Source organism: Fibrivirga algicola, from assembly GCF_011742925.1.
GTDB classification, from domain to species: domain Bacteria; phylum Bacteroidota; class Bacteroidia; order Cytophagales; family Spirosomataceae; genus Fibrella; species Fibrella algicola.
This window is the reverse complement of record NZ_WAEL01000007.1, coordinates 245,381-269,823: the sequence shown is the minus strand read 5'-3', so window position 1 is coordinate 269,823 and position 24,443 is coordinate 245,381. Positions and strand designations below refer to the sequence as shown.

Below are 24,443 nucleotides of genomic sequence, written 5' to 3'. Positions count from 1 at the left end.
GGGCCTTTCTTAATAGCCGGGGTTTTGCTTCAACTGTGGTGACACGTTGAGCACGTTCTGACCAATCGGGAAGATCGCGGTGTGGTTATCGGCATCGGGCTGTTTATCCCACCACGTACCTGAATTGAACACACCCCAGCGGATCAGGTCGGTACGCCGACGCGATTCGACCAGGAACTCACGGCCCCATTCGTCCAGCATCTCCTGATCGGTCAGTTGGCTGCCGTCGGGTTTGTACAGACTTGGCGAACCAGCCGGGTAGTTTCTGGCTCGAACGGTGTTGAGCAATACAGCCGCGCCCGCTTTATCGCCCGCCCGGTACTTACACTCAGCCAGCGAGTAGTAGATCTCTGCCAACCGAATTTCAGCGTAGGCCGATGAAATCTTATTGGGATCGCTGCTTGGATAGTACGGATACTTCACCGGTGTAAGGCCCGAATTCTGGTCGGCGTTGTTCATGTTCGAGGTCTTGTTGGCAATCTTGGTTCCCGGCTTGGCCGCCAGGAACATGCCCACCTGATCGCGGAAGAACAAGGGATAAGGGCCCTTGGTTGACCGTACCGTATCGACTTTACCGTTTGAGTTGACATAGGGCAGGTAACCTTGTAGAAACATACCTTCCCGTTTGCTGTTGCCCAGATTTTTGTACGTTTTCAGACGAACGTCATCAGCGTACTTCCGAAACTTCAGATAAGGCTTACCCAGCGAGAAGCTGTATTCGGTGCTATCTACGTCGCGACCAGGCTGCAAGGCGTACTTGGGGTTGGCCGTTCCAAAATCGGTGAACCCGAAATAGAAAGTGGCGTTCACGGGAAGCATCCAGAAATACATCCCTCCGTCGTACTGCCAGTGAGTCAGGCCAAAGCTACCCGGAAAACCGAACACCGTTTCGGGCGATGTTGGGTTAGTGTAATCGAAGGGAGCATCCCAGCGGCTTTCGAGCGCATACTGGCCGTATTTTCCCGCCAGAATATCGGTACATACGGTGGCGCAATCGGTAAAGTGATCGGTGCCGGTGTAGACCTTCGCGTTCAGGTACAACCGGGCTAGCAGGGCAGCCGCTCCGCCCTGCGTCCAGCGGCCAATGGCGTTGGCGCCCAGGCTTTGCCGGGTGGGCAGTTGCGGCAGCGATTCCTTCAGTTCCTGTTCAATGTAGTTGAAGGTTTCCTGTGGGGGTACCTGGAGACCTCCCTGCGTTTCGCCTTTCACTTTCTTCACCAGCACAATGTTGCGGTAAAAATCGAGCAGCCGCAGGTTGAGCCAGGCCCGCAGTGTGCGTACCTCGGCAATCATGCCATCGAGTTCTGCCTGCGTCATGTTGAACTTGGCGGGGTCAGCAATAGCCTGCAAATCTTCCAGCGTATTGGTCGCCAGCGTTACGCCGCCGTAGAGGGCATTCCAGGCGTCGCTGGTGTAGCCGTCGTTGGGGGTCCAGGTGTGATAGTGAACCCGCTGAAACTGCCCACCGTCGAACCAGTCACCCTGGCGGTTGGGGGTCATCAGTTCATCCGAGCTGTTCTCCTGCAGCATGAACGTCGACCCACCCTGGATTGTCCAGTAGCTGTGTTCGAACGGCCGCAAAAAGTCACGAATGACGTCATCTTTGGTTTGAAGGAAATTGCTCGACACAATTCGGTCAGAAAGTACCTCATCCAGGTTGGTACACCCTTCGGCCAGCAAGAACGCGGTGGCGACAGAGGCAATACGTATGGCGTTATAAAAACGAGATCGATTCATAAGTTGACTTAGAAATTAGAAGGTAACCTGAAGGCCCAGCAGAAGTTGGGTCGTCGACGGGAAGTAATTCAACGAGCTGTTGATGCCCGGATATAAGCCATTGATCTGCACCAGGTCCGGATCGCCACCGGTGTATTTGGTGAAGGTTTTCAGGTTCCGGGTGGTGGCATAGATACGCGCCGACCGCAGGAATTTGCTCGTAATAGGCTGGGTATAGCTCAGGGTTACGTTGTCGATTTTCACAAAACTGCCCTGTTCCAGGAAGTAGTCAGACAGCGACGAGTACGTGGCGGCGTTAGACAGTTTCGAATACTTGCCCCCGTCGTAAGCCGAGGCCAGCGTGTTCACGTTCTGCTGCGTGGCCGGCGTGCCCAGGTAGAACGCGTAGGTGTTGAAGATCTGATACCCGAACGTACCCCGCAGGAATACCGTCAGGTCCCATTTGCGGTACCTGAGGTTGTTGGTCAGGCCTCCCGTAAACGTTGGCAGACCATTGCCCACAAACTGCCGGTCGTCATTGTTGGCTTTGTTGGCCTGAATCACGTCGCCATTCTTGTTGTAAACCAGCAATGCACCCGTTTCATCAACTCCAGCCGACTTCAGCATGTAGAAGCTACCGATGCGCGTATTTTCCTGCAACCGCTGCGACGTACCGGGGCTGCCGGGAGCCGGCAAGCCAACTACGTCAATAAAGGTTTGCCCTTTGAATGCTTCGTTCGAGAAGGAAACGAATTTGTTGCTGTTGGTGGCACCGGCGAAGGTTACGTTATAGCTGAAGTCTTTCTTGGCAATCACGCTGCCGGTCAGCTGAATTTCCAGACCAGAGTTCTGCATCGTCCCCACGTTGGCGAAGGTCGACCCCTGTACGTTGGGCGGGTTGGGTACTGCATACGAACCGAGCAAATCTTTGTTGGTCCGAATGTAGTAGTTCAGACTACCCGTAAGCCGACTGTTTTTGAACACGTCGAAGTCGACACCCACGTTGAAGTTGATGGCTTTTTCCCAGCGCAGGTCGTAGTTCGTGTTCTGGCTCGGCCCCCAAACCTGATACGAGGTGTTGTTGTAGAGGTAGTAACCGTAGCCGCCGTAGGTGTCGAGCGAGAGGTAATTGCCGAAATCCTGGTTACCGGTTACCCCGTAATCGGCCCGCAATTTCAGCTCGTTCAGCCAGGGAATACCCTGCGCGAAGGATTCCTGAGTAACGCGCCAGCCCACCGACGCCGCCGGGAAGTTCCCCCATTTGTTGTCGTAGCCAAACTTCGACGAACCCTCGCGGCGCAGACTGGCCGAGAGGTAGTACTTCTGGTCGAAATCGTAGTTGACCCGTCCGAAGAAAGCCGCCAGTTTAGAGTTGTTCCGGTACGAACCCACGTTGTTGATCCCCTGCTGCAGGTTCCATAGACCCGATCCCAGGTTGTTGTACGTCAGCACATCAGAAGGGAAGTTTTCGTTGCCCGCGCTGAATCCCGACGACGTAAAGTATTGGTACGAGTACCCTGCCAGCAGTTTCACGGCATGCTTCTGCACGTCGAGAGCGTAGTTACCCGTCCACTCAAAGCTTTTCTGATCGTTTTCATCCAGGGCCTGCGACGCACCATTTCGTTTCGAGCCGTTGACAACCGTCGAGAGGGTCGATGGCGTAAAGTTCTCGTTTCGGAACGATGAGCTCACCTCACCGATAGTCACGAGCGTAGACAGGTTATCGAGCAGATTCAGCTTGAACGACCCATTGATATCCAGGTACTTCACCTCCTGCTGCGCCAAGACACTTTTAGCCCGTTCTACGGGGTTGTTGGCGAAGAAACCGCTGGTGATGTACGCGTACCGGCCCGCGTTGTCGAAAATAGGTTGGGTCGGGTTGAGCGTCAGCGCATAGTTGAAACCACTGTAATCGGCCAGGTTGGTCCGGGTGTAGCGGGGTGCCGCCGTGAAGGTCAGCGCATACAGGTTATTGGCCGAGGTATGGTTAATGTTGACCCGTCCGCCGTACTCCTGCTTGCCCGACCGCAGGTCGATACCCGTTGCGTTGCGGTAATCGAGCGAGGTAAAGTAGTTGGTTTGTCCGTTGCCGCCCGAGAATTGCAGAGTATGCTTCTGCGAAAAAGCCGGATCGCGACTCACTGCTTTTGTCCAATCGGTATTGCCACCCAAATCGACACCCCGTTTATTGGCCAGGAATTCCTCCTTAGAGAGCAACTTCAGTTTGTTTGTGACAAAATCAAACGACGAATAGCCGTCATAGAAAATCCGGGATTCGGCTGATCCTTTTTTGGTAGTGATAACAATTACCCCGTTGCTGCCCCGTGTGCCGTAGATAGCCGAGGCCGCTCCACCTTTCAAGACATCGATCGACTCAATTTCGTTTTGGTTAATGTTGTCCAGGTTACCACCGGGAATACCGTTAATGACAAACAGAGGCCCTAGCCCGGCACTTCTCGACGAAACCCCACGCAGTTGAATGCTGGGCGTTGAGTTGGGATCACCAGCGGCGGTGTTGGTTACCGACAAACCCGCCACTTTACCCTGAATGGCCATCAGCGGGCTGTTACTACCCACCCGCAGCAGGTCTGATGACGACAAGTGCGTCACTGCGCTGGTTACTTCCTTACGGTTCAGCGAGCCGTAACCCACCACAACCACCTCGTTGAGCGACTTGATATCCGACTTTAGTTGAATCGACAGAGTTTCCTGGTTGGTAATCGCCAGCTCTTGCGTAACGTACCCGATGAAGCTAAAAACCAACGTTTGTGCACCATCAGGAATGGTTAACCGATACGTACCTGACGCGTCGGTTACGGCACCACGGGTCGACCCTTTCACCACCACGCTCACGCCCGGCAGCCCCTCTCCTTTCTCATCCGTGACAATACCGGTGATTGTCCGCTCGGCGGGGGCTTCATTCTCCCCCACGGGCTCCCCCAGTTGGATGTCCACGGATGACTGGGCAGGACGGGCCAGAATGATCTGTTCGCCAGAAATAGTAAAATTCACATTTAGCGGAACAAGCAGCTTTTCCAGCACCTCTTTCAGGGTACTGTTTTGCACACGCATCGAGACAAGCTGTCTTGAACGAACAATTTGCGGGCTATACGAGAACTTGACGTTGGCGGCTTTCTCAATGCTGCGCAACGCATTCTTCATGTTCTGATCCTGAATCATCAGGTTTATGCGCCGGTTGAGCAGCTCTTGGGCCGAAACGTCACCGGCCCAGGCTATCCCCATAAAAATCTGCGCGATCAGGAGTTGGAGGCAGGTAAGTTTCATCAACCTTAACACGTAGTAGTTTACTTTTTTCATATAGTTGATCAGTTTAATCAGGTAAGACGTTCAGGAAAGCCAGTTGGCAATCACTATAAGTTGGCTGGAAGAAGGCTATTGGCACGTACCTGGCCTTCACTAAATAGAAACAGGCAGTATATACACGTCGAACTTAGGGTTGCTGACAGCCGCCACCGTTTATAACTATCTGTCCATCAATAATTTCGTAGGACGCCCCGATGGTGGCGCACACGATACCCAGCTTTTGCTCGAACGATTCGCTGGCCATCGATGAGTTCAGCTGGCAGTTGGCCAGTGCTTCTTTATTGTAGCGAATATCAACGCCATACGCCTCTGTCAGCTCTTGCAGCACCTGCGGTATCGGCGTATCGTTGTAGACGAATGCGGGCGCTTTTTTCTGTTTGGTTGGACTGGCAAGGATCACGGGCGAATCGACCAGCATCTTATCGAACTGATCGGTCTCGCGGTTGAAAACCACCTGCTGGTTGGGCAGCAGCATTACGCCTTTTTGCCGCACCAACGAGCCTGTCGGATCATTGCGGTACACGGATACCTGACCGGACTGCACCTGCACATGCACCCTGTTTTCACCGGCAAACGCCCGCACCGTGAACTTGGTCCCAACCACTTTGGTAACCACCTCGTTGGCATGCACCAGGAAGGGCTTGGCGCTGTTTTTGGTCACGGCAAACGTTGCTTCGCCAGACAGGTACACAAACCGGTTCCGCTGGCCAAAATCGGCGGGGTAACTCAGCCGGCTGTTTGGGGCGAGCGTAACCACCGACTTATCGGGCAGGTGAATGGTTTGCCCCTGTTGGGTAGTGTTTACCTGTTCGGTGAAAGCAGTGGGCAAGGTGGCTAGCTGCTGTTCGTAAGGCGTGGTGCGATGCGCAATCTGCCACCAGACGCCACCACCCACCGCCAGAACAAGTGCCGCTGCGGCCGCCCAACGCCCCCAGTTCAACCGGCGTGCAGCCCCGCCAAGCGGACGTACCTGCGCGTTTGTCTGTTTAATCCGGACAAGTAACAGGCGAATCGTCTCCTCAGGTATCTGTGTTTCAGCATACTCGGTCAGTCCCAGCCGAATAGCGGCCAACAACTCGATAGCCTGCTGGTACTCGCCCTGCCGATGCGGATGCTGCGCCAGCCAATCTGCCCAAAACCGGGTAGTTTGGGGCGTTGGCCCAAGCTGATGTGTCACGAAGGCATCGTCCGTTAGAAAATCGGCCGATGAAAAGTGCTCGTATAAGTGCGCCACTAGCGATTGAATTTGTCAGTAGATGACAGGACTTCAAAAGCGTACTCACTTAATCCTAAAAAAAAGTAGAAAAAGTTAAAAAAGGAAGAATAATCCAGCCCCGCAGCTTCTCTACGGCCCGGAAAACCAGGTTTTTAGCCGACTGCTGATTCACATCCAGCACCTCGCCGATCTGGTTATAGTCCATGTTTTCGACAAAGCGGAGTTTCAGCGCCTCCTGTTGCCGGGGCGGAAGCTGGGCAATGAGCCGTTGAAGCCGTTGCTGCCGGGTGCTGGCCGCTTCCAGTTCTTCCAGAAGCTCCAGCTCGTTCGGCTCCGCCCAGAGGCCATCGTAATCGGTTTCGTCCAGCGATTTGTTGTAGCGCTCTTTTCGTTCGAGCAGGTGCATGATCCGGTTCTTGAGCGCCCGAAGCAGGTAATGCCGAATGTTGGCGGGAATCGACAGCCGGGTGCGTTTGGCCCACAATTCGGTAAAGACATCGTGCACGCAGTCCAGCACAAAGGCTTCAGAAGCAGACACCAGGCTCATGCCATAGCGGTACATGGCCCGAATATGTAGTTGGTATAATTGCGTGTAAGCCTCTTCATCTCCCGCCTGAAAAGCGGCCCAAAGTTGTTGTTCGTCCACCTGAACTTGCTAAGCCATTTCTGTAAGTAACGAGTGTATCGTCCAGAAACATATAAAATTAATCGTACTGAAAACAACGCAAAAAGAGGTAAGCACCTACACTGCCGGCCACTTTAAGGTAGGCGGCCTTCAGGTGTGGTAACTGCTATAGCCAGCTACCGATGAGAGGTAAGTCCACCAAATGAGTCAGTAACTGGCTGCCCCCTTCCTGGTCTACTCAACCGTCATTAATAGCTGGCTAAAGCAGTATACTAGTAACTCTTCTGCAAACCGGAAGACCAACTTACACCAGTTTCTCTTTCAGGAATTTAGTGGTCCGCTCCCAGGCCAGTTTAGCGGCAGCCTCGTTGTAACGGGTTGGCGCAGTGTCGTTGTTGAACGCGTGCTGAGCGCCTTCGTAGATATACAATTCGTAAGGGATACCGGCGGCTTTCAACGCAGCTTCGTAGGCGGGAATGCCCGCGTTGACGCGCTCATCCAGTCCACCATAATGCAGTTGTACGGCGGCTTTCATCTTGGGTACGTCGGCGGCATCGGGCTGGCGGCCGTAGAAGGGCACAGCGGCTTTTAGATCCGGCGCGTGAATGGCGAGCTGATTCGCCATGGCTCCACCCCAGCAAAATCCAACGCAACCCACTTTTCCGGTACTGTTCGCCTGTGTTTTCAGGTACTCAACGGCTTTTACAAAGTTGTTGCGGGTGGCGGTTGCATCGAGTTTCCCGAACAGTTCGCGCATTTGGGTCTCATCGGTTGGCGTGCCACCGGCGGCCGAGAGGGCATCGGGAGCCAGCGCCACAAAGCCAGCCAGGGCCATGCGCCGGGTTACGTCTTCGATATGGGGGTTAAGGCCCCTGTTTTCGTGAATCACGACCACGGCAGGGTACTTACCCGGTGCCGCCGGACGGGCCAGATAGCCTTTCATGGTTGTGTCGGCGCCTGGGTACGTAATCGACTCCGTTTTGATACGGTCGTCGGTATGGGCTACGGTAGCCGCCTGCGCGTAGTTGACTTCCAGGAGCGGCAATACAGTCATGGCGGCAGCCATACTGCCCGTCAGTTTAGCCAGGCGTTTCAAAAAATCGTCGCGTTTGAGCGGCTTGTGGGTGTACTCGTCGAAGAGGTTAATGATGCGCTGATCCATGATCGGGGTTTATAAACAGGGTTGACTGGAAAGGTAATTATGTCGCTGATTCTGACGTGAGCCAGACCACCTTTTGCTCCGATTCGTGCGGCTGACCAATAATGTCAGCGTAGAGGTCGGGGCGGCGGGCCTTAAGATAACGATAACCGCCGGCCTGACGTAACTTTTCGGGTGTACACGTGGCCGTTACCACGTCATTACCCAGCTGCCTGCATTCGGCCAGGCTATCGCCGAAGGGGTCCAGAATCATCGAGCAGCCATTTTTCAACTGGTCTTCGTCCATCCCGATCGCATTACTGAAAACCACGTAAACGGCATTATCATAGGCGCGGGCGGGTAGCCATTTCATCAGCCACGCCCGCCCTTTCAGGCCATCGAACTCCAGCCGTAGTGAGGTAGGGTCATTTTCCCGGTTAGCCCATAACGCCGGATCGGCAAACCCTGCACCGGGGCGAGTCGAGGGCGTCATCATGGTCACGTGGGGCATAAAAATAATGTCGGCTCCCAGCAGGGCGGTAGCGCGCACATTCTCAACAATGTTGTTGTCGTAACAGATCAGAATGCCGCATTTCCAGCCAAGCAACTCGAACACAACGTACTGATTTCCGGGCTGAATGTGCGGATTGATAAACGGGTGCAGCTTCCGATACGTAGCCACCAACCCGTTCTTATCTACACAGACATACGCCTTGAATAGGTGATCATCCTGATCTTTCTCGAACAACCCAGCCAGTACTACGATGTCGTGCTCCTGCGCAATCGCCTGTAAAGCCTGCATGCTCTCACCGTCTGGAATACGCTCGGCAATGGCCAGCAGTTGCGCTTTGGTCAGGTTCCGCGCAAAGGTGTAACCCGTTATGGAGCATTCATGAAAGGCAACTACCTGAGCGCCCTGCCGCGCAGCCTCGCCAGCCAACTGCCGAATTATTGCCAGGTTGGCCGCTTTATCGCCACTGGCATGCTCAAATTGAGCGGTGGCAATTTTAAGGTGTTGCATAGGCTGAGTAAAATGATCCCTGCATTGGAAAGGAAAATACAATTCCTGACTACCGTGATTGGCCAGAAAAAGAGCGTTCACTACTGCGTGACACTGTCTGTCGGGTCAATATCTATTTACCAACAATAGGGGGTGCCGGGTCAACGCGATTCGCGTATTTTTGGGGGACTTAACTCACAGCAACCGATGCGTAAACTTGTCTTACTTCTCTTAACTATTCCGTTTTGGGGCAACGCCCAGCACACGCTAAAGGGGGATCCTTTTGCCCATACCTTCTCGATTGTGGCCCGCGACGAAAAAACGGGGGATCTGGCCGTCGGGGTACAAAGTCACTGGTTTTCGGTGGGTACGTCGGTATCGTGGGGCGAAGCGGGCGTTGGCGTGGTGGCTACCCAGTCGTTCACCAATAAATCGTTTGGGATGCGTGGGCTCCAGCTGCTCAAATCCGGCAAAACGGCTCAGGAAGCTCTCGACGAGCTACTCCGCACCGACGAGGGCCGGGAGGTACGTCAGGTGGCGATTGCCGATGCCAAAGGCAACGTGGCGGTGCATACGGGCACCAAATGCATTGATTTTGCCGGCCATAAGAAAGGCGCCACCTATTCGGTGCAGGCCAACATGATGCTGAACAACACCGTGCCCGACGCAATGGCGGCAGCGTTCGAGAAAAACGCGTCGTTACCCCTTCCCGAACGGGTAGTAAGCGCCCTCAACGCCGCTCAGGCAGCGGGAGGCGACATTCGTGGGCGGCAATCGGCGGTGTTACTGGTGGTGAAGGGCAAGGCGGGCGATACGCCCTGGGACGATAATCATCTGGTAGACCTGCGGGTTGATGATGCGGAACAGCCACTCACCGAACTAGCGCGGCTGCTACGTACCCACCGCGCCTACGAGTACATGAACAATGGCGATCTGGCAACGGAGAAAAACGACATGAAAGCCGCCATGGACCTGTACGGTGCCGCCATGAAGCTGTTCCCAAAAAATCTGGAGATGCAGTATTGGACGGCGATTGCACTGGCCAATACCAAACAGGTTCCGAAAGCCGTAGGTATGCTCAAAAGCATTTACGCTCAAGACGGTAACTGGCGCGAACTCACCCGCCGTCTACCGAAAGTAGGCCTGCTGACGGTATCTGATGCCGAACTGGCACAACTGGTGAGATAACGTGTACAGTTTGCTGTTTACTGCTACGCTGGCCGGGTTTGATCGACAGGCAGCGCAACGGTAAACAGCAAACTGTAACCTACGAATTTACCGTCCCATCCAGCCACCATCGACGGTCAGGACGGTGCCCTGAACGTACTTCGCGGCGTCTGATGCCAGGAATACGACGGGGCCTTTGAAGTCAGCGGGTTCGCCCCAACGTCCGGCCGGAATACGGCCCAAAATCGACTGGCTGCGTTCGGGATCGGCGCGCAGGGCTTCCGTATTGTCGGTTGAGATGTAGCCGGGGGCAATGGCATTTACGTTGATGCCTTTCGAAGCCCATTCGTTGGCAAATGCCTTCACCATGCTACCGATGGCGCCCTTGCTGGCCGCGTAGCCGGGTACGTTAATGCCGCCCTGGAAGGTCAGCAACGAGGCCGTGAAAATGACCTTGCCACTCCCCTGCTCGATCATGCGTTTGCCGATTTCGCGGGTAAGAATGAACGGTGCATTCTGGTTGATTTCAATCACTTCATCCCAATAGGCGTCTGAGTGCTCGGCGGCGGGCTGGCGCAGAATGGTGCCGGCGTTGTTGATCAGAATATCGATCACCGGATGGTCGGCCTTTACCTGTTCGATAAACGCGTAGAGCGAGTCGCGCTGCCCAAAATTAGCCTTGTAGGCATAAAACCGACGACCCAGTGCCTCTACAGCCTGCGCCACGGCACTTCCCTGTGCCGCCAGATTGGCCGAAACACCAATAATATCGGCACCTGCTTCGGCCAGTGCCTCGGCCATTGCCATACCAATACCCCGGTTGCAGCCGGTCACTAAAGCGAGTTTACCTTCTAATGAAAATGAATTGAGTACGTTGGTCATCGTAGAGAAAAGGACTGTTTAAGCGAGTGTTCTGAGGTAATGAAGATGTGCCCGTCTGCCCCGATACGCCTGGTTGAGCGCCGCTAATTGGGCAGACGGCAGGGCGAATGTACGGACAATACCCTTTTCAGACCGTCATCAACGTACCTACTTTGGCCATTGCGTGAGGGGTAACACTGGTGTTGGTTTCACGTTTCCCGCCTGCTCAGGAATCAGCAATACGGTCATAGCAGCGGTTGAGTTGGCGGGCACCACCACCTCGAACCCAACCAGGCTGGTACCCGTATTGGGATTTTCGAAACTACGCGACGGCGTCGTTGGCCAGGTTTTCATCACTACTCTGGCGGGTTCCTGCACTTGCAGAATTAGCTTTTTACCATTTTTGGTCAGTTCGGCGCGGTTCTCTCCCACGATCGTTACGGTAGCCGGAGTGGCCATTGTCCAGCGCACCGTTGTTTCGGTGGAACGGGTTTGCAGTTCATCCCGCACCACCACATGGGTTTTGTTGACGATGGCCAGGCCCCGATTGGCCTTCACCAACTGATCGCTGTAAACGGGCGTCAGATCGGTGGTCAGGTTCATGAACCGGGGATCAGCAGACGATGAGGTAATGGACGAGAACCCTTTCACCTGCTGCAACTTTCCGTTAACAGTCAATGTGTTGTGCGTGAAATTATTGTATCGAAACACCGTCCACCGCTCTGAGTCCTGGGTCATGCCCCACAGCTTTACACCGTTAACCTCCAGCGGGTTGTATTCTTCCATACCCATATCCATCGCCCACCGCACGCCATCGGCATCCATAATAAACGACCCCACATCCATATGGCCGTGGTTCACGCTGGGCGAGCCGGTTTTCAGGCCTACGTAAATGGCGGACGGATCGGTCCAGGAGGTGCGCATCATGCCCACCGGATTGGTACCGCTCCCTACCCAGATCAGGTTGGCGGGGGCTTTTAGTTTGTCGAGTTTGAGGCCACCACTCCAGATCATCACAGCCGGAATCAGCCGGTTTCTCACGTGCTTCGTCGCCGGAACGTTCATCAGTTGACGGCGCTCCTCCATCAGCAACGACGGGTCTTTCAGCTTGTTGGCAAACCAGAACATGGCTGGCTGCAATTCACCGCTGCCGCCCGAATCGGAGTAGTTAAACGGAATTCCGGTTGGGCCACTCATATTTTCCATGAAAGCCGCCGTTTGCATAAAGCCGGGTATGTTGGTCAGGCCAAAATCACTGCCAAGCGCTTTTTCGAGGGCACTGATCAGCAACACGTTGAAACTGGTCCCATAGCCCCAGTACCCGTAGCCTTCCTGATAGCCGCCGTTGGGTTTGTAGTCGCCCATGGGCAGTTTCACGGTCGTGATGGCGCGGTTGATCAGGTTGCGGGCCAGTTCGGGCTGGTCTTCGTAGATGGCCATTGCCCCGAAGGCAATGCCTGCGTTACACACCTGATTCCAGTTGTGGGTAGCCCGCAGCCAACTGTTATTTTTTGATTCCAGCGACGGTTGTAGCCCTTTTGTCAGTATCGCCTGACGGATAGTGGCGCGCGACGATTCAGGCAAACCGCCATGTAGCCAGTCGTAGCCAATAGCAACGGCCATTGTCATCTCGGCCACGTCGAGAAAGTGAGACGGGTTCCAGTCGCTGAAGGCCGCTACGGTCAGCAGTTCCTGCTCGGCCCGCTTCAGGTACGTTGGTTGCTGCGTGAGCCGGTAGGCATACGACAGCGTAAAAATCCGGCGTAGGGCCTCGCGCGATATGCTGAGCAACCGACGACCTGTCAGGATCCGTTCCAGTAGCGGGGCCTTCGACATCACATCAGCCTCGGCCACGATTGCCTGATGCATAGCGGACCAGGTCTGATCGGCCTTGATCGTTTTCTGAATGGCCTGCTCTTCGCCGGCCAGGAGCAACAGGCGGGGGTGATCAGGCAGTTTGGTGGCGGCCGTTACGGGGCCCTCCTGAGCAACCGCCAAGCTGGCGTTGATAAACAGGCAAACGAGAAGGAACGATCCGGTTAAAAGCGCTTTCATAATCGAGTTGAGGGAAATTGGTTGGTGTCGTCGTGGATTATCTGGCCGCAATCTGAAAAGTAGCTTTATCGGCTGTTTTGGGCGTCAGTGCTTTCAGGTTGATTCGGTAGATGGTATCGCCCCACTTGGCAATAATACCCTTATCCTCAGGCGCATCGAGTTTCACCTTCTCCACGCTGGCCTGAAACTGCTTCGGGTTGTACGTCACCACAAAGTCGTTGGCCGGCCCGCCTTTGGGGGCATAATGCACCAGCAATTCGCCCGGTTTTCCAAGATCGGTCGGGTAGCAGGTCATCAGGTGCTGGGTAAGGTCTGTGGCTTTCTCCAGTTTAATGGCATCGGCAACCTGCACGTTTTTTCCCCGGTTGAGCCGGATGGTGCGCTGGTAGCTGATAATGCCTACCTGGCTAGGATAGGCCTGCGCCAGATTGACGTCGAACTGGGTAAAGCCATTGCCTGCTTTGTAGGCCACGTTGCTGGCTTTGAACTTCGGGCCGGGCGACTGGTTCTGGCCGTTGATCGTGGGCAGGTTATGGTAATCCGAGCAGTTGTACCAGATGTCGTAGCGCTTACCGCTGAAGGTCTTGCTGGTATACGTACCCCGCCCAACGTCGATCAGTAGTGGCTGTCCATCGTAATACACCACATAGTTGCCAATGTCATTGTGGTTGTGGCTCTCGTCGTTATGCCCACCTTTGGCCGCTACGTAAAACCCGTTGGTTGTACCGGCCTCGTCACGGGCGGCAAACACCTGCAAATCGGGCAGCCAAACGTTCTGGGGTAGCGGTAGGCCTTTAGCCGCTCCTCGGAATTCATCCTGCATAAACAGCGAATAAAAGTGGCGGAAGTAGTGAAACTTACCGATGCTACCGGTTTCCGGCTTCAGGTAGTAAGCCCCAAACCGCATCATGTCGGGGTCGCTGATGGCCTTTCCGTAGCGATAGATCATGGTAGCGGCCATACCGGGCTGCGGATCAGCGTCGGCGAAGTTCAGGAAATACCGGTCGCTGATTTGAGCGCGGTAGATGAACCGCCCCATGTTCCGGAACTTCTCGTCGGCATACACATACGCAAAGGCGTCATTGCTGGCGGTATTGAGCAAGGCCAGGTTGTCGTACAGCGAGGCCGCGGCCGCCCCCCAGTAGCTTGGCCCTTCGTCGCAGCCCCCATCGGCCGGGTACGGGTTCACGAATTCATCGAGTACGTCGAGCAGTTTATAGACCGCCGCCGCGCGCTTGTTGTCGTCTTTTTCGAGGAGCAACACTGCGTTCAGCCAGTTCGAGCAAATCCAGGGGTTCCAGTTGTTGGGGGCACGGCCATTGGCGGTTTTGGTCATCCAGCCGTGCGGCTGCGTCATCAGAGGCTGGAATATCCGGCTGTTGGTTTCGGTATAGATTCGCTTCCGGATTTGCGGCGAAATGGCATCGAGTTTATCGCCCAGGTAGTAATCGACCCAGGCCAGGTACGTTGCCGTTTCAGCAGCAAACAGATCGACAAACGGCTTCGACACGTCCATCAGGCCGGCATAGGCTTTCGACTTGGGTAAGTGCGCCGGAACGCCCCAGAACGATTCTTCGCAGATCGACCATACCCCGTCGATGATCTGATCGGTGAACCGTCCCTTGTTTTCGTAGATTTCGGCGAGCAGTAGCGTGCCCAGCACCTCGCGTTTCTCGAAACTGACGTTCTGATACTCATCCCGGTCGCCGGTTCGTTCAATGAGCAGCGATTTCGTAGCGGGAATGTAGGGCCACTGATAGGTTAGGTACGTCTCTGCTTTTTTCAGGTACGCCTGCATCATCGCCTGGTCTGCTTTGCCCCAGCCAGCCCGATCATCGCGCTTCGGAAAGGGAGTCCACTTCGCCTGCGGGATCAGGACTTCTTTCACCCCCTCTTTCGAGAATTTTCCGCTGAGCAGATTGGCTTCCTGCGCGGTAGCTACCCCAACGCAGAGCACACTGAAAAACAAGGCTATGAAAAGGCGTTTCATACTGACTGGGTACGTTACAGGTAGATTTGGCTATTTGCGCTTGCGTGATGCTACGTGTGGTATTGTGTGATGCTGTGCATTGCGCTGAGCCTATCGAAGAGCCCAGCGCAATACACAGCATCACACACCGAAAGCAGCCACTACCACGCTCATACTAAAACAGCGTTTGGGTCAGGGCAAAAACACTCTCTGCACCCGACGCCGGTACAGGCGTTGCCGGGGCGGTTTTGTACTTAGTTTGGGCAACGGCTTTGAGGGGCAGAAACTCGTCGAAATGCGGGGTTTTGATTTGCTGGAAGGTCCACGGCTTTTGCTGGTCAGCGTAGGGTAGCATCCAGAAGTAGGCTTTTTTCAGGCTCTTCCCGTCGGGTGTCTGGTAGTTCCAGAGATCCATATTGACGTTTTCGGCCAGACGAGCCAGCCCGAAAAAGCCTTTCAGATTCATGACCGAATAACCCCAGGTAAGGGTGCGCGCCAGTTCGTGCGGCTGGCTGCCGTCTTCTTTTAGTTGACTCTGTATTCGTTTAACGGTCTTGTCTTCCAGAATCTGCTTTGCCAGCGGTTTATCATTCAGGAAGAGGGCAAACGCAAGCGACTGGAAATCGTAATAGGTGCCGTGGTTGTTATGCTCATCTTCCTCATCCTTGCCGATCGGGCTCGTCAGCATCCAGGTCAGGAACTGCCGGAACCAGCCTTGCAATGCCACATGATCCTGTTTGGGCCACGCTTTCGAACCTGTCAATAATTGCGTAGCGTCGACCAGTTTGGCTAGCATCCGGGTGTCGATCAGCCCAATGCCACGCCCTTCGGTAATGCCCGGAATAGCCTGTCCGTAGTTCAGGTTTGGGTTCATGCGCGTGTCGTTATTCAGAAACCAGACCCGTAGCAGTTCGGCCGCCCGGCGCGCGTATTTTTCATCGTCAGAGAAGTAATACGCCAGCGACAGCAACTGCACATCGTCGCAGAGGGCGTTCAGGTACGTGCCATCCTGAATGGCGTAGCGATCCGGGTTGATCTGCCCATCTTTTCGGATGTAGGGCAGTCCGTTGGCTTTCGAGGAGTCGGGCCACCAGTACGGGCCAACGCTCATGTAATCGTGCTTATCACCGCTGGGGGGCGTTTTGGTTTTTTCAACAACCGAGTGTGCGGGCTTGGTCAGCGTTTTGTCGGCATTGGCCAGCAGTGTTTGTTTAGCGGTTTGCAACGCCGTGTTTCCCTGCCCAATGGCCGCTTTGCTGGCGGCCAGCACGCTGGGATCGATCAGAAAAGTGGTTGGAATTTTAGCTGACTGGGCGTAAGTCCGGAGTCCACCTGCCGCAAGCAGCAGGCATACCCATAGCGCCAGGCGCTGGCCGTATGGTCTCATAAGTTGGTGCGTGAGGGGGAGCAATACCCTGTAAAACAAGCGGGAGCGGTCGGACTACCGGCCGCTCCCACAAAACAAATGAAGCTAGTTTAATTTAATCCGCTTTATGCTCACTGTCATAGTCTTAGCTGTATTGTTAATCGCGTTAACGTAGACGTAAGCCGCATAAGTACCATCGGCCGACTTCACGAATGCGCCCTGATCGGCGGCTAAACCGTAGGCGTAGTCAGCGGAATTGACGAAGGTGGTCTGCTGCAAATCGATATCATCGATGAAGACATCGAAGCCGGCCGTGCCACGCAGTTGAGCGTCCTTCACATCCACCCGCTTATCGAGCAGGGTGCGGGGCTTAGCCAGACCAGTTGGCAGTACCACGTCGGTCAGGTACGTTGGGTTCGACGGTGCAATAAGGGCATGACCGAAGGCGAACGTGCTGATCGTGGGTCGGTAGATGTACACGAAATCAATCTTGCTGCCCAGGTTGTTAGCTTCCACTTCTGCTTTAGTATACGCAGTCATATCGGCCAGCGATACATACGCTTTGGCCCCATCGCCTAGGACGATCGACCGTTTCATGTCCATCCGGCTGATCCTGTACGAGGGCGACTGAATGCTGACTTCTTTGCCGGTGGAGTTGGTAGCGCTGAACCGGAACGACACGTCTTTCCCCTGCGCATCGGCGGTTGGGTAATAGTAATACCGCAACGTAACGGCCTTGTTGGTCGCCACATCGAGAATATTGGCGGTCGAAACGGCTCCGTTGGTCAGGGTATCGGTTGCCGTTTGTTTGGGCTGATCAACGCCCGTGCTGGGGTTAGTGTACCAGGAGTTGCGGCTGAACCCCGTTCCCGGCCCTCCAGCCACGCTGGCTTCGGCCCGAACATTTTTCAGATCGCCTTCCAGCGTACCGATCGCATAGGCGAACTCGATCCGGTCACCTACGACGGCCGGACCAACGGTCTTTTTGAGCAAATCGTTTTGAAACGGCTCGGTTGGTGCAATTGCTTTTTTTTCGCAACCGGCGGTCAGCAGGGCAACGATAGCAACCGGAATAAGCGGTATAAGGTAATGACGCATGGGTGGCTATTTTTGAAGAGTGACGGTAACGGTATACGTTTTGCGCACTTGCCGATTGCCCGACACAACGGTGTAGGTCTTGGCCTCGGTAAAGTCGGTCCAGATACCCATCGTGGGCTCCACAATGGCGTCGGTCACTACGCTACAAATCGGCTTAAGCCGCTGCATACTGGTGCCAAACCTGGCTACCGCCGTAACCGTCAGCGCGGTAGTGTCGATCTTCGTCTGACCGCTGACGAGTACCGTGCGGTGATCGGTGCCCAGCAAGTCAAACGAGGTCATGTACGATTGCGAACGCTGGGTAATCAGCAGGCCATTCGCATCAATTGGGTCTTCACCGCCGCAGGCAAACAGGCCAGCCACAGTCAGCAGACTCAGACAGATATATAGGATTGTTCGTTTCATGGATAATGGCGATTTCAGCTTAGAGCCAGGGAATGTTCTGGGTGATTTTGGGATTTACTTCGATCTCGCTGGTTGGAATCTGGAAGATGTAATAGCGCTGGTAAGCCCGTAGGTCGGCGTTCACGAACTCGTCGCGGATACGGGTGCCCTGCGTGTCATACAGTACCTGTCCACTTGGGGCAGGCCAGATTTCCTCCGCTTTCTTCCAGCGGCGAATATCGAAGAAGCGCTGTCCTTCACCCACCAGTTCAATGATCCGCTCCTGCTCGATTGCCTTGAAGAATTCGGTTTTCGAAGCAAATTTCGCGGCGTTCAGCGGCGGCAGGTTCCCCCGGCGACGGATGCGGTTCAGCAGCGTAAATAGCTCGGGCGTTGGGCCGCTGATCTCGTTGACGGCTTCAGCATACATCAGCCAAACGTCGGGCAGGCGCATCAGGTAAATATCCTGTGGTCCGTCGCTCCGGCCAATACCGCCCGTTTGACGTACCCATTTCCGGAAGACGTACCCCGCCGGCGCACCGTCGTAGTTGATGGCCGTTACGCCATCGCGGTTACCAAACCGGAATGGCAGGCTGTCGCCAACTACGGTCAGGCCATCGGTCGAGAGCTGTACCATTTTCTGACCATCCCAGACCATCGTGGCCCGCATGCGGTAGTCACGACCTTCGTATGACTTCGGGTTGGTGGCGCTGTTGGTCAGCGTCGTAGTGCGGCTCAGCACGAGAGGCGGCGCAAAATCACCAGTGCTCGTGAGCTGGTACCGATTTGCCAGCCGGAATGTTGGTGCTACCCAAACCTGCCCGAAGCCCGTGTTCCGGTTCCCAAAATCGCGCGACAGTTCTTCGCCCTGGCTCAGCAGTGGCCCGCCAAACTGCACCGAGAAGATGATTTCGGGGTCGTACTCGTTGAAGTACTGGAACAGATGCCAGTAGTTCGGGTTGTCGGCCGGACCGGGATCGCCATTGCGAAAGAGCGGGATATTGCGGTCGATGATTTTCTTGAAGTCAGCCGCAGCCGCGGTGAAGTGCTTTTGGGCTTCGGCGGTGTTGCCCTCGTTTTTCATCCACGAGGCCCAGAACAGGTTCACCTTACCGCTGAATGCCCAGGCGGCCAGCTTGGATGCCCGGCCCAGGTTATCGCCCGAGTAGGTTTCGGGTAGCACTGAAGCGGCAAAGGCCAGATCGGCTAAAATCGAATCTTTCACGGCGGCGCGGGGGGTACGCGACAGGGTGTAAGCTTCGGCGTTGCCGTTCAGCTTATTCGTAAAGTAAGGCACGTCACCCCACAGATCGATCAGCCGGAAATAGTTGATCGCCCGCAGAAAACGGGTTTCTGCCACCAGCCGGTCCATCAGGGCCAGATCGGCCGGTGCCGTCGTCGTGGCGCGCAGTATACCGATGTTACCCAGCACGTAGTTGGCCCGGTTGATGGCCCGGTAGCAATCACCCCATAGAAAGCCAAAGTTACCTCCGGTTGTGGCATTCGTGGCCGAACCCAGGCCGCTGGGGCTGAACGAACCCTGGTTGTTGCTGGTGCCACGGGTATGCATAAACTCACCAGCCCCGTCGAAATAATAGTCGCGGTCGAAGGTGGTGCGGTTGGCTTCGTACACGCCGTTGACGGCCGCACTGGCATCAGCAGTAGTTTTCCAGAACAGGTCGGCCGACAGTTGGGTGGTCGGGACCTGATCGAGCAGATCCTGCGTACAGGCCGCTGTGATCACGACCAGACCCACCAGAAGGTATAATTTATAGATTCGATTCATGACGAAAAAAGAAAGGAGTTAGAAGCTGAGGTTCAGACCAAACGAGTAAGACTTCAGCAGCGGAAACGGGTCATCCTGATTGTCGACGCCCGAAACGCTGGTGCTTTTCTCGGGATCGACACCCCGGTACTTGGTGAAGGTCAGCAGGTTTTCGGCGGTGCCGTAAATCCGTAGCTTACTGGCACCTACCTTGCCCAGGTAGCGGAGCGGAATATTGTAGCCCACCTGAATGTTTTTAAGGCGCAGGTAGCTGAAATCATCTAACCAGAAAGTAGACTCAGCCTGGTTGTTGCCGCCCGAACCGGTCAGCAGCCGTGGCAATGAAGCCGAGCGGTTGTCCAGGCTCCAGGTGTCGTTCCATAAAAAGTCCTGGAAGGCATTACGCGCCGACGGAATGTTAACCTGGTTGAAGGGTTCCAGCCAGTAGTCTTTCCGGCCGGTAGCCCCCTGCCAAAGCACACTCATATCGAACCCGCGCCAGTTGCCGAACAGGTTAAGTCCATACGTACCCAGCGGCTGATCCCGGTTGAATTGTGGCTGCGCTACCCGGTCTTCGTCGTTGACCTGCCCATCGCCGTTGATGTCTTTGTAGAGCACATCCCCCGGCGAAAAATATTGCCCCTGATACGGTGCGTTGGCGATATCTTCCCACGTTTGAGCGATGCCCGTTGCCACCCGGCTGTAGGCAAAGTGGTATGGCATGTTCAGGTACGTGAAGCCCTTGCCCAGAAACTCGTTCCACTGCAGGAGTTTGTTCTTATTGAAGGCCATGTTCAGCGTGGCACCTACGTTGGCATCCCGCACTTTGGCCCGGTAGGTGAGATTTACTTCAAGACCCGTGTTACGCAACTGGCCGATGTTGACACGAGGGGCATTGTAGCCCGACAGGAACGTCGACAGCGACGACGGCCGAATCATGCCCGACGTCAGTTTGTTGTAGAAGTCAATATCCGACGTTAACCGACCGCCGAAGAAGGCCAGGTCAAGCCCAACGTTGGTTACGTTTGTTTCTTCCCACGAAAAGTCTTCGTTGATGATCTTAGCCGAGCTGAAACCCTTCACGATCTTACCGTTCAGGATGTAGTTCGTCAGGTTGAAGATGTCGCGCTGCTCGTAGCGGCCAACGCCCGAGTTGTTACCCAGCTTACCGATCGACGCCCGGATTTTGGCCGACGATACGACCGAGCTGAGCGGCTTGAAGAACGGCTCTTCGGAGAAACGCCAGCCCACCGATGCCGACGGGAAGAAACCATACTGGAAACCGGGCAAAAACTTACTCGATCCGTCATAACGGGCGTTTACTTCAAACAGGTACTTGTCGTTGATCACGTAGTTCAACCGACCGATACCCGAACGCAGCCCCTCTGCATCGGAGTTACCACCGGCCGTCTGCGTAGTTGTCAGCGCGGCGTCGATCTCACTCAGCAGTGGGTTGATCCGCTCCAGACGGCTGGCCGACAGGTTGCGGTTGAACCAGTATTCTTCGGTATAGGCACCGAGCAATGTCAGCTGGTGATTGCCAAACAACGTCTTGTTATACGTAACCCGGCCCTGTAACAGCGTTTTGTAACCCGAGTTAACGGCGTTGCTCACACCCGCACTGGGTGCAATAACGGTACGTGATAGCTGGTTGGTCTGGAAGTTAAATACGTCTGTTGGGTCAGAATAGCTTTTTGTAAACTGGTTGTAATACCGTAAGCCGTAGTCGCCCCGGACAGTAAGGCCCGTAATCGGCGTCCATTCGCCATAGAGATTAGCATTTACCTCCTGCCGGTCGCGCTCGTTGTGGTTGATATTCATAGCCGCCAGCATGTTGTAAGCCAGGGCATCTTCACCGTAGGCCATGGCACCGCCATACTGCCCCGTAGTTGGGTTTTGGGGCAGAATACCCGCTACGGCATAGCGGATATCATACCCGCCCGTACCGTTGTAGGTGATCAGCCCTTCCGAGTTAGCATAGGTCTGCTTCGACCACTGACCGTCCATCCGGATACCGACCTTGATGTTATCGCTTAGCTTGTAGTCCAGATTGAACCGGGTGTTGTAACGTTTGTAATCGTGGTTGATCAGCAGGCCGAGTTCATCATACACCCCCGCTGAGAGGTAGAAGTTGGCCCGGTCGTTACCACCGGCCGCCGACAGATTATGGGTCTGAATCCGCCCTTTATCGCGCAGTACCACATCCCACCAGTTGGTGCTTGGGTATTTGATCGGGTCGACCATGCTCTTCGAGAGCCAGTCTTCTACGGTGCCGTAGCGGAACGTGGTCGATGAAGCTCCTGCACCAGACGCACGCAGGTGCATGGTCAGCGAACGGGCGTAGTCGTCGAAATAGTTGTAGAAATTAGTCGGCTGAGAAACGCCATACGTACCTGAGTAGCTGATTACCGGCTTTTTGTTTTGCGATCCGTTCTTGGTCGTGATCAGCACAACGCCATTGGCAGCACGCGATCCATAGACCGAGGCCGAGGCGGCATCTTTCAGGACGGAGATGCTGGCCACATCGTTCATGTCGATCCGGTTGATATCCACGTCGGGAATCCCGTCGACCACAATCAGTGGCCCGGCGTTGTTGACAGTGCCTAACCCCCGGATCACCAGCGACGCACCACTGCGCCCGGCCTGCCCTGTTGACTGCTGAACCGATAAACCTGGAATCAGACCCGACAAGCCCGACGATACATTGGCTAGTGACCGGCTGGCAATTTTATCATCGATCGTGATCGCAGCCACGGCCCCCGTCAGGTTCTCTTTCTTCTGCGTGCCATACCCAACCACAACGACTTCGTTCAGCAGTTTGGTGTCGGGTGCCATTGCTACATCAAGTGACGTTTCACTCGTGATAGCCAGTTCTTTGGATAGATACCCAATGGCAGAAACCACCAGCGTTCCGCCGCCGGTGGGCATGTTGATGGTAAATTTACCATCGGCATCTGACGTGGTGCCGGTCCGGGAATCGGTCTTCAAAACCACCGTAGCCCCGGGGAGTCCTGCCCCTTTTTCGTCAAGAACCCGGCCAGTAAACCGGTAGGTATTGACCGACGTCGGGGCTTTTGCCGCGCCTGCCGACCCGGTTTGCCCGCTTGCTGTACCGGCAATCAGCAGCAGCGCCATACAACCGTATGTTGCCGGTAGCAAAAGATGTGTTAATAAAGGTTTTCGCATGAGGAGTTATGGTTTCCAGGTTAGCCGTTTGTATACTGGGTGCTGGGTAGTTGACTTAATCGGTTTACGCATAGTGCACTGGTTAAAGGAATTCAGGTTGACGTTGACTTATTGTAATCCATCGATAAGCCCATCGTATGCCGTCTTTTTAGCATACTGCTTATCGAAGGGCAATGGGTAATCGGAACAGGTACAGTAATTGGGTATCCAGCTATCGGCATCACCGACGTTCCAGGTGGTAATGCCGTGCTGCTGTGCGGTGGGCACGAGTGTCCGGTAGGCCCGAACGATGGCCGCGTATTTCTGGCGTTGCCTGAGCGCGTCGGCGTCGGTCAGCACGTAGTTGGCCACCTTAGCCTGATTCACCCGCACATCCAGTTCCGAGATGTGAATGAGCAGGCCGGTGGCGGCTACTTCCTTCAGCGCATTCTGAATCGATGCGTCTGTCTGGCCAATGTTGGTGTGCATCTGGAGCCCCAGCCCGTCGAGCGGGATTCCGCGCTTTTTAAAATCAGCCGCCAGGGCTACGGTTGCGGCCAACCTCTTTGCGCTGTACTCGTGGCCATATTCGTTGTAGAAAAGCTTCACGGCCGAATCAGCTTCGCGAGCGTACGTAAATGCCCGGGCTATATAATCGGGGCCCAGTTTGATCAGCCAGATCGATGGACGGAGCGTGCCATCATCGAGGAACGCTTCATTGACAATGTCCCACGACCTAATCCGCCCTTTGTACTGGCCGACCACTGTCTGAATGTGGTTTTTAAACAGTGCTTCCCAGGCCAGCGAATCGCCCTGAAAGCTGGTTACCCAGGCCGGTAGCGACTGATGCCAAATCGCCGTATGACCGTGCATTCGCTGCTTGTTCTGCTCAGCAAACAGCACCAGTTTATCGCTCCCCGTCCAGTCGTAGCGGTCAGGTGCCGGGTGTACACTCCCCATTTTAAGGTAGTTCTCTGCCGTGACACTACTGAACTCCCGCTCTGCGACCTGCCGATACGCTGCATTAGTGGCTAACAGGTTGGGGTTCATAGCGGCCCCGATCGGAAACGGCAATGCGTTGCGCAGCACAGTGGCCGCGTTTGGCTGCGGATCAGCCACACTACCAGACTGACTCGACCGACAGGCCATCAGTGCCAGTCCGGCAATGGCAACGAGCAGAACCAGCCGGCCCTTCTTGCCATCCAGTTGCAGCGTTACCATAGATGGGGGTGAGTTTTTCATTGTCGGCGTAGTCTGGCTGATTGCTCAGGCGCAACCAGTCACTGTTGAGTTGATACGTCATGCCTACTCCGGTGCCACTGATCCGAGGCCGAAACCCACCAGGCGCGTTACTAATACTGTAGAGGCAGGCACTTTTGAGCGCGGCGCAATTGGCAGTTACCAGTCAATCTGAACAGGTTTTTCGCCTTGCTACCAAGACAATATTAATGACTATACGACAATAAAATAATGGAATAGTATCAATTGGAGCGATGAATCCACCCTTTTGAACGCTCCGTCTCCCTGCTGAACAGTTTGTCCACCTGCATGAACCGTTCACGTACCCAGCCTGAAGCTGGCCGGTACTAAACTT

The 24,443-nt window shown here is 55.0% G+C and carries 16 protein-coding genes; 1 reads left to right on the top strand and 15 read right to left on the bottom strand.

The features are described 5' to 3' along the window. Positions 1-9: 9 nt before the first annotated feature. From F7231_RS19360 to F7231_RS19335, 6 genes are all read right to left on the bottom strand, one after another. A complete protein-coding gene (locus F7231_RS19360) occupies positions 10-1,737 on the bottom strand; it encodes a RagB/SusD family nutrient uptake outer membrane protein (protein ID WP_166693203.1) in 1,728 nt (575 codons plus the stop codon). 15 nt (positions 1,738-1,752) lie between these two features. Beyond that, entirely contained in the window at positions 1,753-5,034 is a 3,282-nt protein-coding gene (locus tag F7231_RS19355) for a SusC/RagA family TonB-linked outer membrane protein (protein ID WP_166693201.1), read from the bottom strand. Positions 5,035-5,167: 133 nt separating this feature from the next. Continuing rightward, positions 5,168-6,274: a FecR family protein gene (locus tag F7231_RS27770; protein WP_166693199.1), complete on the bottom strand. Its 1,107-nt coding sequence runs from the start codon at positions 6,272-6,274 to the stop codon at positions 5,168-5,170. A 55-nt stretch (positions 6,275-6,329) separates the two neighbouring features. After that, positions 6,330-6,902, bottom strand: a complete 573-nt coding sequence (locus F7231_RS19345) for an RNA polymerase sigma factor (RefSeq protein ID WP_085413993.1) — start codon at positions 6,900-6,902, stop codon at positions 6,330-6,332. Positions 6,903-7,185: 283 nt separating this feature from the next. Beyond that, entirely contained in the window at positions 7,186-8,043 is an 858-nt protein-coding gene (locus F7231_RS19340; RefSeq protein ID WP_085413994.1) for a dienelactone hydrolase family protein, read from the bottom strand. A gap of 37 nt (positions 8,044-8,080) precedes the next feature. Next, positions 8,081-9,040, bottom strand: a complete 960-nt coding sequence (locus F7231_RS19335; RefSeq protein WP_085413995.1) for a nitrilase family protein — start codon at positions 9,038-9,040, stop codon at positions 8,081-8,083. A gap of 186 nt (positions 9,041-9,226) precedes the next feature. On the opposite strand from F7231_RS19335, the gene F7231_RS19330 reads away from it, so the two are divergent. Next, a complete protein-coding gene (locus tag F7231_RS19330) occupies positions 9,227-10,207 on the top strand; it encodes a DUF1028 domain-containing protein (RefSeq protein WP_166693197.1) in 981 nt (326 codons plus the stop codon). Positions 10,208-10,294: 87 nt separating this feature from the next. On the opposite strand, the gene F7231_RS19325 is transcribed toward F7231_RS19330, so the two are convergent. The 9 genes from F7231_RS19325 to F7231_RS19285 form a co-directional block, all read right to left on the bottom strand. Next, a complete protein-coding gene (locus tag F7231_RS19325; RefSeq protein WP_166693195.1) occupies positions 10,295-11,068 on the bottom strand; it encodes an SDR family oxidoreductase in 774 nt (257 codons plus the stop codon). Between the two features lie 147 nt (positions 11,069-11,215). After that, positions 11,216-13,102: a heparinase II/III domain-containing protein gene (locus tag F7231_RS19320; protein WP_166693193.1), complete on the bottom strand. Its 1,887-nt coding sequence runs from the start codon at positions 13,100-13,102 to the stop codon at positions 11,216-11,218. A gap of 37 nt (positions 13,103-13,139) precedes the next feature. Beyond that, positions 13,140-15,092, bottom strand: a complete 1,953-nt coding sequence (locus F7231_RS19315) for a heparinase II/III domain-containing protein (protein WP_166693191.1) — start codon at positions 15,090-15,092, stop codon at positions 13,140-13,142. Between the two features lie 154 nt (positions 15,093-15,246). Next, on the bottom strand, positions 15,247-16,458 hold the full coding sequence (locus F7231_RS19310; protein ID WP_166693189.1) for an alginate lyase family protein: 1,212 nt from the start codon (positions 16,456-16,458) through the stop codon (positions 15,247-15,249). A gap of 84 nt (positions 16,459-16,542) precedes the next feature. Beyond that, positions 16,543-17,535 carry a DUF4466 family protein gene (locus tag F7231_RS19305; protein WP_166693187.1) on the bottom strand — a complete coding sequence of 331 codons (993 nt, stop codon included), beginning with the start codon at positions 17,533-17,535 and terminating at the stop codon, positions 16,543-16,545. Between the two features lie 6 nt (positions 17,536-17,541). After that, the gene (locus F7231_RS19300; protein WP_085414002.1) at positions 17,542-17,940 is read right to left on the bottom strand and encodes an SGBP N-terminal domain-containing protein; all 399 of its coding nucleotides are present in this window, start codon (positions 17,938-17,940) and stop codon (positions 17,542-17,544) included. Positions 17,941-17,959: 19 nt separating this feature from the next. Next, on the bottom strand, positions 17,960-19,705 hold the full coding sequence (locus F7231_RS19295) for a RagB/SusD family nutrient uptake outer membrane protein (RefSeq protein WP_166693185.1): 1,746 nt from the start codon (positions 19,703-19,705) through the stop codon (positions 17,960-17,962). Positions 19,706-19,723: 18 nt separating this feature from the next. After that, positions 19,724-22,870 (bottom strand): SusC/RagA family TonB-linked outer membrane protein, encoded by a 3,147-nt coding sequence (locus F7231_RS19290; protein ID WP_166693183.1) that lies wholly within the window; start codon positions 22,868-22,870, stop codon positions 19,724-19,726. A 108-nt stretch (positions 22,871-22,978) separates the two neighbouring features. Continuing rightward, entirely contained in the window at positions 22,979-24,091 is a 1,113-nt protein-coding gene (locus F7231_RS19285; protein ID WP_166693181.1) for an endo-1,4-beta-xylanase, read from the bottom strand. Between the last annotated feature and the right edge of the window lie 352 nt (positions 24,092-24,443).